The sequence below is a fragment of the Aliivibrio sp. S4MY1 genome (assembly GCF_028765545.1).
In the GTDB taxonomy this organism is placed as follows: domain Bacteria; phylum Pseudomonadota; class Gammaproteobacteria; order Enterobacterales; family Vibrionaceae; genus Aliivibrio.
This window is the reverse complement of sequence record NZ_JARACP010000007.1, coordinates 134,524-151,622: the sequence shown is the minus strand read 5'-3', so window position 1 is coordinate 151,622 and position 17,099 is coordinate 134,524. Positions and strand designations below refer to the sequence as shown.

Here is a 17,099-nt window from a genome sequence, read left to right as displayed (position 1 = left end):
TTTGCATTTAAATAAAGGCTTTTTTTATCTTTAAAAATAACAAGATGGAATGGATCAGCGTTAAGATCTCATTTTTGGAATATAACTGGAAACGTTTCCATAAAGTGGTTTTTGGTCACGGAATAATGGTTGCGGAGTGGGTAGCATGGCATCATCAATTAAGTAGGAATGAATCTCTAGTTAAAAAGAGAACTTCCACCATCGGAAAGGAATATAAGATGTCTGAAAAAATTACTCTACAAACTAAACTTTCTTACGGTCTTGGTGCATTAGGAAAAGATTTTGCCTGTGCGCCGATTTATATATTTTTAATGTTTTATTTTACCGACGTGGCGGGCTTGTCTGCGGCGTTTGTGGGAACGATCTTTTTAGCTGCCCGTATTATTGATGCTATTACTGATCCTATGATGGGCGTTATTGTTGATAATACCCGCTCTAAATTTGGTAAGTTTCGCCCTTGGATTGTGATTGGCACGCTATTAAATGCAGTCGTCCTTGTTGGTCTTTTTAGTACACACATGTTTGAAGGCACTACGTTATACATTTATGCTGCAGCGGCTTATATCCTTTGGGGTTTAACTTACACCATTATGGATATTCCTTACTGGTCAATGATCCCTGCGTTATCTAGTTCTCGTCAAGAACGCGAAAAGTTGGTGGTATGGCCTCGCTTGTTTGCAAGCCTTGCATGGTTTATTACCGGCACTTATGGCCTACATATTGTGGGTGAGTTAGGCAAAGGAAACCAAGGTGATGGTTTCTTTAATGTTGCGATGTTAATTGCGGTTTTATTTGTATTAAGTGCCTTCTTAATTGCTCGTAATGTAAAAGAACCAGTTCGAGAAACAAGCGTTAAAGCAGAGAAATTCAGCTTTAAAGATGTACTGATTATCATTGGTAAAAATGATCAATTAAAAGCGTTGATTGGTACGGTATTATCTTTTCAAATTGCGAATTTATTAGTCGGCGGTTTTGCTATTTACTACTTCACTTACGCGTTGGGTAATCCTGAACTATTTCCGATTTATATGATGGTAGCAGGTATTGCTGAAGTGGCTGGTGTCTTTTTATTCCCACGTTTAGCGACACTTTTCCCTCGTAAATATTTATGGTTAATGGCGTGTGGTTTCCCTGTAGTGTCTTGTGTGCTTCTAATTGTTATGGGTATTGTTTCTCCTGGTAATGCTTTATTAATTGGTTGTGCTGGTGCAGCAATTAAGTTTGGTGTGGGGATTGCGAATGCTTTGCAAACCGTAATGCTAGCGGATGTGGTTGATTACGGTGAATATAAAACCGGTCGCCGCAGTGAGAGTGTTATTTTCTCAGTTCAAACGATGCTTGTGAAATTTGCAGGTGCAGCAGGTGGCTTTATCGTTGGTATGGGGTTATCGATTGTAGGTTACATTCCAAACGTAGCGCAATCAGCTGATACTATCATGGGGCTGCATTTTATGATGGCAGGTGTTCCTGCGATTTTGATGACCGTGAGTGGCTTGGTGTATCAACGTTATTACCGTCTGCATGATGGTTTTAATCCTGAAGTAGCTGAAGAAACAGTGAAAGTGAGTACTCAAAAATCCGTTGTTGCTTAATCATTAATTAATCTAAAAATTAAAGAAGGTCGCTACTGTCAAAGGTGCGGCCTTTTTTGTTATTAGAAGAGTGTGTAAATAGCGTATGATTTAATTTGGTGTAAACGTTTACATTTATTTGAAAGTGATCACGATATTATTTTAAAGGCACTGGTAAACTTTACTAAAATCTAGCAGGAAGAGTTAATCATGAAAGTATTAGTAACTGGCGGAATGGGCTATATCGGTAGCCACACATGTATTCAAATGATTGAAGCAGGCATTGAACCTATCATTTTAGATAATTTGGGCAACAGTAAAGTGGCTGTATTAGATCGTATCGAGGCACTTACTCAAATTCGCCCTGTTTTTTATCAGGGAGACATTCGTGATGAAGCCTTTCTAGATAGTATTTTTGCTGAGCATTCTATTTCATCAGTTATTCACTTTGCCGGTTTAAAAGCCGTAGGTGAGTCTGTTGCAAAACCTCTAGAGTATTACGACAACAACGTTAACGGCTCATTGGTTTTAGCTCGTTCAATGCGAAAGGCGAATGTAAAAAGCATCGTATTTAGCTCATCTGCAACCGTCTATGGCGATCCTGCTATTGTGCCTATTACAGAGAACTCACCAACTGGCGCAACCACCAATCCTTATGGTCGCAGTAAATACATGGTTGAAGAGTGTTTCTCTGATTTGTTTGATGCAGAGAACGATTGGAGCATTACCTTACTTCGTTATTTCAACCCAGTCGGCGCGCATCCATCAGGCACTATGGGAGAAGATCCTCAAGGCATTCCAAATAACTTAATGCCATTTATCGCACAAGTTGCTGTTGGCCGTCGTGAATCACTGTCTGTATTTGGTAATGATTATCCAACACCAGATGGCACCGGCGTTCGTGATTATATTCATGTTATGGACTTAGCTGATGGACACATCGCTGCACTAAAAGCCGTGGGTGAAAAATCAGGCCTTCATATTTACAACTTAGGCACAGGTAAAGGCTCAAGTGTTTTAGAAATGGTTGAGGCGTTTGCACAAGCGTCAGGTAAAACTGTTCCTTATACCTTATGTCCTCGTCGTGCGGGTGACATTGCTGAATGCTGGGCAAGCACAGAAAAAGCAGAGAAAGAATTAGGCTGGAAAGCGACTCGCAATGTAATGGAAATGAGTGCTGATACATGGCGTTGGCAGTCAAATAATCCTGAAGGTTATTAAGATCTAAAAGATTAAGAATTCAGATCAGTCGTAAGCTCCTTGGCAGAGTTCAGAGATGAGAATGGTGAGAGCGACAAATACAAGTATCTGGGTTCATGTGTATTTTCTTGAAAAGAATTGAGTATAAAAATTATGTCAAATGTTGAGTTTAACCCAGTTGATCATCCGCACCGTCGTTATAACCCATTAACGGGTCAGTGGATTTTAGTATCACCACATCGTGCGAAACGTCCGTGGAGTGGTCAAGATGAAAAACCATCAACGGCTGAATTACCACAATACGACAAAGGCTGTTTCTTATGCCCAACCAATGATCGTATCTCTGGTGACACGAATCCAGATTACAAAGGTACTTACGTATTCAGTAATGACTTTGCCGCACTAATGACGGATTCACCAGAAGCGCCACAATCAACAAATCCGTTATTTAAAACACAAGGGGTTCGAGGATTAAGCCGAGTGATTTGCTTCTCGCCAGATCACAGCAAAACCTTACCAGAGCTGCCAGTTGGTCAAATTCGTAATGTGATTGATACATGGAACGATCAAATTGAAGAGCTAGGTAAAGAGTACGTTTGGGTTCAAGCATTTGAGAACAAAGGCGAGACAATGGGGTGTTCTCAACCGCATCCACATGGCCAAATTTGGGCAAATAGCTTCTTACCTAATGAGATTGAACGTAAAGAAAAACACTTAAAAGAATATTACCAAGAACACGGCTCAAATCTGTTGGTTGATTATGTTGAATCAGAATTAAATGATGGCGAGCGCACAGTAGTAGAAACAGAGCATTGGATTGCCGTAGTCCCTTATTGGGCAGCATGGCCATTTGAAACCATGCTATTACCAAAAACACACATTCGTCGTATGAGTGAGTTAACAGACGAACAACGTGATGATTTGGCGTTAGCAATCAAAAAACTAACCAGCCGTTATGACAATCTATTCCAGTGCTCATTCCCATACTCAATGGGTTGGCATTACGCGCCTTTCTTTGAAGAGGGTACTGATATTGATCATTGGCAATTACACGCACTGTTTTATCCGCCACTGCTTCGCTCTGCATCGGTTCGTAAATTCATGGTGGGCTACGAAATGTTAGCCGAAAGCCAACGAGATTTAACCGCCGAGCAAGCCGCGCAAAAACTGCGTGATGTCAGTGATGTGCATTATAAAGATCTTTAAAAGAGCAGATCGCTCCGCTTGAAGATCGCTTCGCTTAAAGAGTTCAGAAGTGCTTGTGGTGAATATAACACTCACAAAGAATGACTCTGAATTCTAATTAATAAAAATATTTGAAGACATCTTTGAAATAACAAAGATAACAACTCTAAAATTTGGAAATAGCTATGACAAACCTAATTCAAAACGTAAAAGACGCATTCAACTCAGTACTTTCTTACGCTCCAACGCACATTGTTCAAGCGCCGGGTCGTGTGAACTTAATTGGTGAACATACCGATTATAACGATGGCTTTGTATTACCTTGTGCGATTAATTACCAAACCGTAGTGGCAGCAGCAAAGCGTGAAGACAACATCGTTCGTGTTGTATCGGTTGACTATGGTAATGAAACTGATGAGTTTGATATCACTCAAGAGATCATATTTCAAGAAAACAAGATGTGGGCGAACTACATTCGTGGCGTAGTGAAATGCTTAATCGGTCGTGGTTTTGAGTTTAAAGGCGCAGATATTTCAGTATCAGGAAACGTACCACAAGGCGCTGGTTTAAGTTCATCAGCAGCACTTGAAGTAGTTATCGGTCAAACGTTTAAAGAGTTATATAACCTAAACATCAGCCAAGCTGAAATCGCATTGAATGGTCAGCAAGCTGAAAACGAATTTGTCGGTTGTAACTGCGGCATTATGGACCAAATGATCTCAGCAGAAGGTAATGAAAACCACGCGATGTTATTGGATTGTCGTTCATTAGAAACAACAGCAGTATCAATGCCTGAAGACATGTCAGTAGTTATCATCAACTCAAACAAAAAACGTGGTTTGGTTGATTCAGAATACAACACTCGCCGTGAGCAATGTGAAGAAGCCGCACGCATCTTTGGTGTAAAAGCACTGCGTGATGTAAGCATTGAAGAGTTCAACGCAAAAGCACATGAATTAGATGAAATGGTCGCAAAACGTGCGCGTCACGTCATTACTGAAAATGATCGCACCGAAGAAGCGGCAAAAGTGTTAGCGTCTGGTGATATGAAGCGAATGGCTGTATTAATGGAAGAGTCTCATGCCTCAATGCGTGATGATTTTGAAATCACAGTCAAAGAAGTCGATGCGCTAGTTGATATCGTTAAAAACGTGATTGGCAAAGAAGGCGGCGTTCGTATGACGGGTGGTGGTTTTGGCGGTTGTATCGTTGCTTTAGTTCCGCCAGTATTAGTGGATGAAGTGAAAGCGGCGGTTGAAGAGCTATACGAAACCGCAACAGGCCTAAAAGAATCAATTTATGTGTGCCAAGCAAAAAATGGCGCAGGTTTAATAGAAGTGCTGTAAGGAATACACATGACAGAACAATCAACATTGTTCGAAACCATGACAAAGGAGGCGGCCAGCGATGGTCGCCTTGCTCAGTTATTCGAACTCAAAAATGAAAACGGAATGCGCGCCGTATTTATGGATATTGGTGCGACGTGGTTAAGCTGTAAAGTGCCAGTAAAAGGCAAACTACGTGAAGTGCTACTGGGTCAATCGACAATGACTGACTTTAAAAAACAAGCAAGTTACATGGGCGTTACCGTTGGTCGCTATGCCAATCGAATCGCCAATGGTCAGTTTAAGATTGATGGCACCAAATACCAAGTAGACACCAACCAAGAAGGCAATACCTTACACGGTGGTTCAGAAGGGTTTGATAAACGTCGCTGGTCAGTAGTAAAAGAAACCCCGAACAGCATTGAATTTAGCTTAATTTCACCTGATGGCGACCAAGATTTTCCGGGGGAGTTAACGGTTTCTGTTACCTATCAACTGACGGATGATAATCAAATCGTGATCAGTTATAACGGACGTACAACCAAATCAACTCCGGTTAACTTGACCAATCATGCTTATTTCAACTTACTTGGTGCAGATACTGAACATCTAAGTTTAGATCATATTTTAAGCGTTAACGCCAATGAGTACGTACCAACGACTGACGTAGGCATTCCAAAAGGGTTATGGAAAAAAGTCAAAGGCACCAACTTCGATTTTACTGACCCAAAAGTTATTTCCCAAGATTTCATGCTAGACAAAGATCAAGATAACGCCAAAGGTTATGACCACTCATTTGTGCTAGATAAAGCGTGTGCAAAAGGGGAGTGTGCAGCAAGCCTAACCTCTCCTGATAGCTTAGTTACAATGCATGTGGTGACCACAAAACCAGCAATGCAGTTGTATACAGGAAATTGGTTAGCAGGCACACCAAATCGTATCGATGGTGAATATCAAGACTACTCAGGCGTGGCATTAGAAACGCAATTTTTGCCAGATGCGCCAAATCACCCTGAATGGCCTCAGCCAAGCACTATTCTTTCACCGAGTGATACCTATCAGCATGAGACACGTTATCAATTTATCGTCTAGATAGCGTGTGGTTAGTAGCTTAATAATAGAATCCCTACTCATTCATTAGTTAGGGATTTTTTGTTTTAAAAATTAATGCGGAGTAGATCATAAATTAATATGACTTCTCAGCTAAATCTACCTATGCTGATTATAGTTAATTAATAAATCAAGAAGATAAGTGGCTAGGTTCTGTATGGCGAATAACATGTCTCTCAAGAAAAAAAGCATGCTTGCATTGGGATGCTACGTTTGTTTCTTAATTACTATTATTGGTAGTGTTACTTATTATGTTGTTCAATCTCCTATTCGTACAAACTTAGAAAATAACCTTGATTTAAGAACTCAGCTCTTGTCTCGAGAAATCGATGACCCACTGAGCCATTCTCTTTCCACATTGCATGCTTTGGTTGGTGTTGCAGTCAGTGGTAACTCTCCAGAAATCATCCAAAATATGCTCTCTTCCGTACTTAAAGAAAGTGACGATATTATTATTAGTGGTGGTATATGGCCAGAGCCAAACACTTTTATTCCATCTAAGACTCTCGCTAGTTTGTTTTTTTCTCGTGATGAAGAGGGTAAAGTCGAGCTGATCAATGATTACAACATTCCAAGTGAATCTCCTTATCAAAAAGAGTCTTGGTATGTCTCTGTAGCCCATGAAAATAGCCTTAATCATATCTCATGGTCTGATGTTTATATTGACCCCTTCACGAAACAAAAAATGATCACCGCTTCTCAACCCTATTTTAATCAAGGGCAGTTCGTTGGGGTGGCAACCATAGACATTTCTTTAAAAGGGCTAATCAGTGTCATTGAAGCGCAAGCAGAAAAGAATAAATTAGGCATCGTCATTAATAATGGCGACACCATGATTGCGGATTATAAGTTTAATGTACAAGAAGACATGTATGTTGTGACGCATCAGATGGAAGCCTTTAACTGGCAGATAAAAGTAATTAATTCTTATCGAACCGTGTCAGATGAAATTTACGCTCAAATTATCAATATAGAATTAGGGATAGTTCCTATTTTATTATTGTGTGTAATTATAGCTTATTACTTTATTAATAGAAGCTTGATTAATCCTATCGTATTGATTTCAAAGCAAATTGATGAGAGTGCGTCTAACAGAAAAATAGACATCAATTACGAATACAATGACGAGATAGGGTATTTGATCTCGTCATTTAATAAGAAAACAGAATCTCTTGAAATCGAGAAAGTTAAAGCGGAATCATCCACTAAAGCCAAAAGCTCTTTCTTAGCGAACATGTCTCATGAGATCCGAACACCGCTAAACGGCATCATAGGCATGTCTGATATTTTAGCCGAAACAGATCTAAACCCAGTTCAATCTGAATATTTGAGTACCATAGAAACGTCTTCTCAGGCGTTGCTCTTACTTATCAATGACATTCTTGACTTATCTAAAATAGAATCAGGTAATCTTGTGTTAGTACCACAGCAATCTCATGTGGCAGAAGTCGCTTACGACACATTAACCGTCGTATTAAGTAAAGCCTCTGATAAAGGGCTGGCTTTGCAAATAGAACTGTCCCCAAACCTTCCAGATACGGTAATGCTAGATGAGCACCGATTACGCCAAGTATTGATGAATTTAATGTCTAATGCCGTTAAGTTTACTCAAAATGGGGCGGTTATTTTATCAATCAATTATGAAGAAGAAACGAAGACTAGAGGTAAATTACTCTTCTCGATAAAAGATACAGGTATTGGTATTAGTAAAGATAAGCTCCAACAGATATTTGAACCATTTACTCAAGAAGACAGCTCAATTACTCGTCAGTTTGGTGGTACCGGGCTAGGGCTTGCAATTTGTCTCCAGTTAGTGAAATTACTTGGCGGTGAGATTAAGGTAGATTCACAAAAAGACTTTGGTAGTAAATTTTATTTTATGTTGGATGTTGACGTTCTGGGATCAGCCGCGTCAAAAGTTACTAAATACAACGGAACTCAGTGTTTAATCATTAGCAACAATAAAGCGTATGCGTCTCAATTAAATACAGAATGTAACCAACTAGGTCTGTCGACGACAATACGTGAGAATAGCGATGAGATTGAATCTCAAGCATTAAATTATGATGTGATCATATATTGTCAGCACTCATTGGTTCTAACGCATAACGATATCAATAGAATTAATGCCTTATCTCAGAAACCGGGGTTGGTTATTTGTCGAAAACACGGAGATGAAAAAGCCGATTTTAATCATACTATTGATGGGCTCGTGATTTACCCTCTGTTAGGTAATCGTTTCTGTAATGCAATAAATCAGGCTCTAAAATCAAATAAGAACAAGCATGAAGCGGTACTACCTCTCGACTCTCCTGATGATGTGGCTATGAGCACTCAAGAGGAAAATGCAGAAACCAAAACCATTTTGATTGTTGAAGATAATTTAGTGAATCAAAAAGTGGCTTCTTTACTATTGAAAAAAGAAGGGTTTAATGTCGATTTAGCCAATGATGGCCAAGAAGCCGTAAATATGGTGACAGCGAAAACCACAGTATATTCATTGATTTTGATGGATTGTATGATGCCAGTGATGGATGGGTTTGCTGCAACAGAAGCAATAAGAGCGTGGGAGCAAGAGCAAATGGTTGCACGTTTGCCAATCATTGCCTTAACCGCCAGCGTATTTGTTGAAGATATCGATAAGTGTTATCAATCTGGCATGGATGATTACGTAGCAAAACCGTTCAAGAAAGAGTTGATGTTAGAAAAGTTGGAAGCGTATATATAAGCAACTTACTGCGATTGCATATGATTAATACCAATCTACATAAGTATTTGATCATTCTTGCTTGTTAAAATCGATTATATCTGCGTTATACCTTTCTATTGCAAAAATTAGGTGTAATTAGATCCACTAGTTACTGTAATTTATGCCTTGCTCTAATCGATTTTTCCTACGCAATTATCTGATCAACTATTTATCCAGAATGGTATAAGTAATCACAGTAAGTTGATTGGAAAGGGATCGAGATTAAGAATTAGGGCTCTCTTGCTTTATTACCGACGAACGCTCAATTAAAGACGCTTGGAAAATCGTGCCTTTAGTCATGCTTGAATTACCAGACACTAATGCTAATGAAAGTTCAGCCGCTTGTTTTGCCATGGTTTGAATAGGGTAATCAATTGTACTGAGCTTTGGATGTAAATACTTAGCAATTAAACCATTATCAAACCCCATTAAAGAGATGTCTTTAGGAACCGCAATCTCTTGCTTCTCAAGCGCGGATAACGCCCCTGCGGCCATATAATCGTTATAGCAAACCACCGCCGTGATAGGTAAATTACGAGATAATAGGTCAATCATTGCTTGCTCACCGCCTTCATCCGTTGGCTGTGCTTCGGCGCAATACTCTTCATTAAAATTGATCCCATGAGCGTGCAATGCTTGCTGGTAGCCGGCTTTACGGTGATGGCTATCATCAATATCATGTTCAGAATTAATATAAGCAATTTTCGTATGGCCTTGAGCTATCAAATGCTCTGTCGCTAAGTTTGCACCGTGTTGGTTATCTAATGAGATACAACGGTCGGCCATTTCAGGGATATGACGGTTAATAATAACCAATCCTGGAACTTCTTTCGCAAATTGCAGCAGCTCTTGATCACTTAACCCTTTTGAGTGGATCACCAGAGACTCACAACGGTTATTAATTAAAAGATCGATAGCTTCTTTCTCTGTGGTCGCATCGTGATAGCCATTGCCAATCAGTAAGTGTTTTTGATGCGCTTGAGCAACGGTATCAACGGCTTTAAGCAGTGATCCAAAAAAGGGATCAGACACATCACCCACCATTACGCCAATCGTATTGGTACTCTTACTGACCAATGCTCGAGCGTTTGCGTTTGGGCGATATCCCAGTTTTTGCATCGCCGCATTAACCGATTCGATAGCTGCTTTGCTTGCTTTTGGTGATTTATTTACCACTCTAGAAACCGTGGCAACCGATACCCCTGCTTCTTTTGCAACGTCTTTAATGGTTGCCATAATAAGTTCAATCCTGTGATGTGGTCGAGATAAAATAGTTGATCGAGTTAAAGTTTTAGTAAATATTTAATTACTGTTTACTTGTTCCATAGCGTATTGTTGATAATGTAAACGTTAACACTAACTTAGAGCTAAGGATAAAGTAAAATGGAAACAATTGCATACGGTGATTTCGCAAAATTAGATATTCGTGTTGGTAAAATCACAGACGTTAAACGTCATGAAAATGCAGACAAACTTTACATTGTTCAAATCAATGTAGGAGAGCAGAGCCTTCAAACCGTTACGAGCCTTGTTCCTTATTACACAGAAGAGGAGCTTTTGGGTAAACAAGTGGTTGTACTGTGTAACTTAGTAAAAGCAAAAATGCGCGGTGAAACCTCTGAGTGTATGTTGCTGTGTGCAGAAACAGAAGATGAAAGCGAGAGCGTATTATTGACACCAGAGCGCTTGATGCCTGCTGGCGTTAAAATCGTCTAATTTGCTTAAGTAAGCAAAAACATAAGCCAAGTTTACTTGCCTTTCGGTGAGCTTGGTTTATTTATTAACCATTTATTATGCTATATAAAAATCTTAATTGGAGTGGATTAATTGGTCATACCTTCCTAAGTTAATTAATGATTAACTAATAATATAAAAAGGTTGGCTATATATGGATTTTAGAAATGATTCTTCAAAGGAAGTGAGATACCCACCAAGTTATAATTTACTCTCTGTCACCAAACCAAGCAGCCACATCACTTATGCTAGCAAAGAGTTTTGTGAAGTGGCAGGTTACACGCAAGAAGAGTTGATAGGACAGCCTCATAATATGGTAAGGCACCCTGATATGCCTAAAGCGGCATTTGCCAATATGTGGGGACACTTACAAAGTAATAATTCATGGATGGGAATGGTAAAAAATCGTTGTGCTAATGGCGATTATTATTGGGTTGATGCGTTTGTTTCACCAATTTCAGAGAATGGACAAGTCATTGAGTATCAATCTGTTCGAACTTGTCCTAAAAGAGATTATGTTGATAATGCAGAAAAGATATACGCTCAACTTAACGCAGGTAAAACCCCACTTAAATTAAAACTGCCCAGAACTCGCTTATGGCAACGTGCTGCTATTGCGCTTATTATTCCCGCTATTTGTGCTTTTGCTCTTGAGCAATTTGTTCCTAACGCCGGCGTTCCATCATTATTCCTTTTTGCAATAACTTCTTTTTATATGATGACTCGTCGATTAGAAGCGTTAAGTAAAGATGCTCGTGAGATTTTCAATAACCCATTAATGGAGCTTGTCTATAATAAAAAGGTTGATGATATTTCAGAAATAGCACTTGCAATGAAAATGTGTCACTCAGAAACCAACGCAGTTTCTGGCCGTATCCAAGATTCGAATGAGCAAGTGACTGCTGCAATGGAAGAGTCATTCCAAAATCTGGATACCATGTCAACACAGCTTGATTCGCAATCGATGGAAGTAGAGCAAGTTGCCGCAGCCATTAATGAAATGCATTCAACAGCGCATGAAGTAGCAAGAAATGCACAGAATACCGCATCAACAACCGATGAAGCGAAAGTTGCTGCGCAAGAAGGCATGGTAGAAGTAAAATCTACATTACATGCCGTTGATGTGTTAGCCAATCAGTTAGATGAAACGTCAGTATCTGTTAGAGAGCTTGAAGCCAACACTAATACTATTGAAAGCGTACTTACCATAATACAAGGTGTGGCAGAGCAGACCAATTTGTTAGCCCTTAATGCTGCAATTGAAGCGGCGCGAGCAGGTGAGCAAGGGCGAGGTTTTGCAGTGGTAGCAGATGAAGTTCGTCAACTTGCACAGAAAAGTCATGATTCAACAACAGAGATCCAGGCTGTCATTAATTTAATTCGTACAGGAACGCATACTGTAGTGGAATCTATGAGAGAAGGAGAGAAGCTTTCGGCTGACTGTATTGAGAGTGCAAAGATCTCTGCCGATAAGTTGGAGCAATTATTGACAGAAATTACTGATATATCTGATCAAAACTCTCAAATTGCCACTGCGGTTGAAGAAATGAGCAATGTATCAGAAGACATGAATAATAACGTTCAATCTATTAGCCAATCAACTCAAGAATTATCGGCATCAACAGCGTCTTTAGTACAAGAAAGTCAGGCTGATAATGGAGGCTTGATGGATAATTTACTTTCTCAAAGTAAGTTAGCAGAGCAGTTTAGACATACTGGGTAATAGGACAAAATATAGTTCTTTGAATATCAACACAAAGCATTGCCATTTTTTATCTTGTTGGTGCTTTGTATTGCACTTATCAATATAATTTGAAATATAGTGCTTTGATTCACACTTTTCTATCTTTTAGAAAGGTTGTTGTTAACTTGCTGTTAAATCTTGCTGTATGGTTGGTTAAATAATAAATCAATCCATAAACTAAAAAGGATTTTATATGCAAGGTATCGTTGATTTTCTCAATGGCATAATTTGGAGCCCAGTGTTGATTTATCTCTGTTTGGGCTCTGGTCTCTTTTATTCAATTCAAACTCGCTTTGTGCAAATTCGTCACTTTAAAGAAATGTGTCGTTTACTGGTATCAAACAAAGAATCAAGTAAGGGGATTAGCTCATTCCAAGCGTTGGCAGTATCACTGTCTGGTCGTGTCGGTACGGGTAACATTGCAGGGGTTGCGGCAGCCATTGGTTTTGGTGGTCCGGGGGCCGTCTTTTGGATGTGGGTTGTTGCTTTCTTAGGTGCTGCAACTGCTTACGCAGAATCAACCTTAGCACAAATCTATAAAGAAGAAGACGAAGGTCAGTTCCGTGGTGGTCCGGCTTACTATATTGAAAAGGCGATGGGTCAAAAATGGTACGCGTGGATCTTTGCCATTGCGACTATCTTTGCTTGTGGTGTGTTACTTCCGGGTGTGCAATCAAACAGTATCGGTAATGCAGTAGAAACCGCGTTTGGTACTGGCGGCATGATTGATACTGGCCTAGGCGTATTTAGTTTTGCGAAGATCTTAACGGGTTCAGTGATTTCTATCATCCTTGGTTTTATCATCTTTGGTGGTGTTAAACGAATTGCTCACTTTACTCAAATTGTGGTGCCGTTTATGGCATTGGCATACATCATTCTTGCATTCGTTATTATCCTACTTAACATCTCAGAAGTACCAACTATCTTTGGCATGATCATCGGTGATGCATTTACTCCTATGGCTGGTTTTGGTGCTGCGATTGGTTGGGGGGTAAAGCGTGGTGTTTACTCAAACGAAGCGGGTCAAGGTACGGGTCCTCATGCGGCAGCGGCAGCAAGTGTTGATCACCCAGCACAGCAAGGTTTAGTTCAATCGTTCTCTATTTACATTGATACGTTACTGGTTTGTTCTGCTACCGCGTTTATGATCCTTATCACTGGTGCTTATAACGTTCACGGCAGTGGTGAAGAGGTATTCTTAGTACAGAACCTTGCAGCAACCGTTGGTGCAAATGGCCCAATGTTTACACAAATGGCGATTGAAAGCACACTGCCGGGCATTGGTAAAATCTTTATTGCTTTTGCTCTGTTCTTCTTTGCTTTTACTACTATTCTTGCTTACTACTACATTGCAGAGACAAACATTGCTTATATCCGTCGAACTCTAAAAATCGATGGCATGATGTTTATTCTTAAAGTAGTTCTAATGTCAGCGGTGTTCTACGGCACCATTAAAACCGCGAACCTTGCATGGGCAATGGGTGATGTTGGTGTTGGCTTAATGGCGTGGTTAAACATTGTCGGTATTTTGATCATCTTCTTTATGTCTAAGCCAGCACTAAAAGCGCTAAAAGATTATGAAGATCAGCAAAAATGCGGTGTCACCAACTACACGTTTGATCCAGTAAAATTGGGCATTAAAGGAGCAACGTATTGGGAAGGCAAGCTAGAGAGAAACAAAAACAAATCAAAAGAGAAGTAATCATCTAGTTTGATAACCAATAAAATAACGCCATCCTTTGTGATGGCGTTTTTTATAGGGATTAAGAGGTTACAGATCTGAATTACGTGCTATGTTGATATACAAGTATGAGCATAAAAGGAGAATAATATGTATCAAGAAGTCATAAGTTTCTGGTTTAACGAGCTTGAACCGCCGCAGTGGTGGCAAAAAGACGAAGCGTTAGATGCAATCATTAAGGCCCGTTTTAGCTCATTGCATCAACAAGCAAAAGCAGGTGAACTCTCTAAATGGCGTACAACGGCATTGGGAAGTCTTGCTGAAATTATCCTGATTGATCAGTTCTCTCGTAATATTTATCGTGATACGCCTGACTCATTTGCGAATGATCCTCTTGGCTTGGCGCTTGCCCAATTTGCGATATCAAAAGGCTTTGATGCTGAGTTATCTCAAACTGAGCGTGGTTTTATGTATCTGCCATTTATGCACAGTGAATCTCAGGCGATTCATATTGAGGCGGTAAAGTTATATGAAAAGCTTGGTAATCCATACAACTTAGAGTTTGAGCATAAACATAAAGAGATCATTGACCGTTTTGGTCGCTACCCACATCGAAATGCCATTTTGTGGCGAGCATCAACCGATGAAGAAATTGAGTTTTTACAACAACCAAACTCTAGCTTTTAAACCAGTACTATAAACGTTACTTTGTGCAATCTATGTACTGAATTAACTACAGAACTATCAATAAATTAAGCGCTAAGTAGACATAAACTGCTTGGCGTTTTTTTTGTTGGATTTATAAAGAAAGTATAACGAAATAAGACAGCGTTCTGGTATGCTGTGTGGCATAGAAATACGAACCACTTTCTGGCTTTTGATTGGTTATATCCACTTGATTTGTTGGGTATAGGGAAGGGGGAATATATTTGAATATTATATTTTTGGAGGCTAGGTGGAAAATAATACAATAGAAAAACATAATGTTGCACCTTATTTATCAGTTTTATTAGGTGCTAAATCTACTAAAGAAGAGATGTGTTCAGTACATGAAATTATTACTCAAATACTTGCAGATGAATCTTCTGATGAAATGAGTATAGGTTCAACTATTGTCGATGATGTAGGTGAATTAGGTACAGTAAAAATCACGTCTTATACAATTGCAAAATCTCCAAGCTGGGCTAAAGGTATTGATCTAAAAGATTTAGAACATCACGTATTTGTTAGCTTTAATGTTAGAGATCATCTTGCATTTTATTTTTCTGAAAAAGGCAAAAAAGATACAATAAGAGAATTTTTTGGTAAAAAAAGATTACCTAATCTTTTTCCTATTCCAATTAGCAAGCTAAATGGAAATTTCATCAATGAAGATGAAATTAAAATGCTTTGGTTATCAGGGATACATGGTAGGGATAACTTTAAAGCAGATTCAAAAGTATTGGGTGGGAAAAGTGTAGCTGATACACTCGACCCATTAATTGATCAATCATATATGATGTCAGCCGTACGTACTGAGATTTGGGGAACGAAATCAAAAACTTCAGTTGGAATTAACCCTTTTAAATTATCAATATGGCGAGGTCCATGTAAAGATTGGCCTACATTTGAAAATAGGGTTTTAGAGATATTAGATATCTTGTCTGTTAATAGTTCGGAATCAGATAGCCCTATAGGAATTCTTTCATATCCAATATCCCAACCAAATGAATTAGAACGACCATATGATTTTTCACTTGTTGATTATGATTTTCTTCCTGAGGAAGATGGCCAACACCGTAAAGAACTATTAAAAAAGCTACAATATGATTTTCACGCTGAATTAACTCATAGTTTTATTGACAGTGATATATCTCTTAATATTTTTCACAAAGGAAATGAAGTAGGGCATATTTGTGTCGAAGTTGAAGTCGATGATTATAAGGTTAATTTTAAAATAAAAAGTGAAGCTCCAGGTGTTAAAAAACATTTCGAACAATATAAACGAGTGTTCATTTATCCAGAGTTAGTTAAATGTTGGTTTGAGTCAGGGCATGCGGTTGTAAATGGCATGGTATTTAGAACTGGATACCAAGATGTAGAGTATAATAAATTTTTATGGGCAGATTTTGAACAATATGACATAACTAAAGAGAAGCCAGGAAATAACCCTCAGAAGCCTGCTTTAAAGGATATAGGTAAAGAAAAGTCTTTATTTTGCTGGGTTCAAAAATGTTGGAGTGGGAATTGGTTAACTCCTAATGAGTTTAACACGACAGAAAATCCTAAAGGCTGGTTATATTGTGATGATGGTGCAGGAGAAAAAGCTGATTTTATTCATTATGTTAAACATGACACATTGCATTTAATATCACTAATTCATGTTAAAGCTTCTAAATCTAGTGAGAACTCTCGCAAGATCTCTGTCGGTGCGCATGATGTAGTTTTAAATCAAGCGATTAAAAACCTTCGTTATACTTCTAGAAAAGTTCTAGTAGAAGATTTAAAAGTTCGACATGATAATGCAGCGCATAAAGGATGTTGGCATGATGGTAAAAGCGCTAATCCAGAAGACTTTTTCAATGAGTTATTAGCTTTAAAGGATAACAAGCACATAAAGACTCGTGTTGTAGTTGTACAGCCCCATACTCAAAAAAGTACTTATGAAAAAAATATTGGCAGCAAAATAAAAACTCAGCTAGATGTTCTTCTCGTTAGTGCTGAGAATGCCATTCGTTCTTCAGGTGCTGATTTCCATATAATAGGCTTTGCCGATAAAAAAATATAACAAATGCATCAACACGATTTACTACACTCGGCA

12 protein-coding genes are annotated in these 17,099 nt (G+C 38.9%); 11 read left to right on the top strand and 1 reads right to left on the bottom strand.

The window, feature by feature from the left end; all coding sequences use genetic code 11:
• Window positions 1-218: 218 nt before the first annotated feature.
• The 6 genes from melB (at window position 219) to PVK71_RS09800 (ending at window position 9,119) form a co-directional block, all read left to right on the top strand.
• A complete protein-coding gene (gene melB / locus PVK71_RS09825) occupies window positions 219-1,592 on the top strand; it encodes a melibiose:sodium transporter MelB (RefSeq protein WP_274418333.1) in 1,374 nt (457 codons plus the stop codon).
• Window positions 1,593-1,781: 189 nt separating this feature from the next.
• Complete coding sequence (galE, locus tag PVK71_RS09820; RefSeq protein ID WP_274418225.1) at window positions 1,782-2,792, top strand: UDP-glucose 4-epimerase GalE; 1,011 nt, start codon at window positions 1,782-1,784, stop codon at window positions 2,790-2,792.
• Between the two features lie 132 nt (window positions 2,793-2,924).
• Window positions 2,925-3,977, top strand: a complete 1,053-nt coding sequence (locus tag PVK71_RS09815; protein WP_274418227.1) for a UDP-glucose--hexose-1-phosphate uridylyltransferase — start codon at window positions 2,925-2,927, stop codon at window positions 3,975-3,977.
• A 164-nt stretch (window positions 3,978-4,141) separates the two neighbouring features.
• Window positions 4,142-5,302, top strand: coding sequence for a galactokinase (gene galK / locus PVK71_RS09810; RefSeq protein WP_274418228.1), 1,161 nt, complete (start codon window positions 4,142-4,144; stop codon window positions 5,300-5,302).
• A 9-nt stretch (window positions 5,303-5,311) separates the two neighbouring features.
• Entirely contained in the window at window positions 5,312-6,373 is a 1,062-nt protein-coding gene (galM, locus tag PVK71_RS09805) for a galactose-1-epimerase (RefSeq protein ID WP_274418229.1), read from the top strand.
• Window positions 6,374-6,560: 187 nt separating this feature from the next.
• A complete protein-coding gene (locus tag PVK71_RS09800) occupies window positions 6,561-9,119 on the top strand; it encodes a sensor histidine kinase (RefSeq protein WP_274418230.1) in 2,559 nt (852 codons plus the stop codon).
• 243 nt (window positions 9,120-9,362) lie between these two features.
• On the opposite strand, the gene PVK71_RS09795 is transcribed toward PVK71_RS09800, so the two are convergent.
• Window positions 9,363-10,376: a substrate-binding domain-containing protein gene (locus PVK71_RS09795; RefSeq protein WP_274418231.1), complete on the bottom strand. Its 1,014-nt coding sequence runs from the start codon at window positions 10,374-10,376 to the stop codon at window positions 9,363-9,365.
• A gap of 147 nt (window positions 10,377-10,523) precedes the next feature.
• Between PVK71_RS09795 and PVK71_RS09790 the strand changes: the two genes are divergently transcribed.
• The 5 genes from PVK71_RS09790 to PVK71_RS09770 all read left to right on the top strand — a co-directional run bounded on the left by PVK71_RS09790 (window position 10,524) and on the right by PVK71_RS09770 (window position 17,066).
• A complete protein-coding gene (locus PVK71_RS09790; protein WP_274418232.1) occupies window positions 10,524-10,856 on the top strand; it encodes a tRNA-binding protein in 333 nt (110 codons plus the stop codon).
• Window positions 10,857-11,028: 172 nt separating this feature from the next.
• Window positions 11,029-12,597 (top strand): methyl-accepting chemotaxis protein, encoded by a 1,569-nt coding sequence (locus PVK71_RS09785; RefSeq protein WP_274418233.1) that lies wholly within the window; start codon window positions 11,029-11,031, stop codon window positions 12,595-12,597.
• A gap of 214 nt (window positions 12,598-12,811) precedes the next feature.
• Entirely contained in the window at window positions 12,812-14,320 is a 1,509-nt protein-coding gene (locus tag PVK71_RS09780; RefSeq protein ID WP_274418234.1) for an alanine/glycine:cation symporter family protein, read from the top strand.
• A gap of 129 nt (window positions 14,321-14,449) precedes the next feature.
• Window positions 14,450-14,986, top strand: coding sequence for a DUF924 family protein (locus tag PVK71_RS09775; protein WP_274418235.1), 537 nt, complete (start codon window positions 14,450-14,452; stop codon window positions 14,984-14,986).
• 268 nt (window positions 14,987-15,254) lie between these two features.
• Window positions 15,255-17,066, top strand: coding sequence for a hypothetical protein (locus PVK71_RS09770; protein ID WP_274418236.1), 1,812 nt, complete (start codon window positions 15,255-15,257; stop codon window positions 17,064-17,066).
• Window positions 17,067-17,099: the final 33 nt, after the last annotated feature.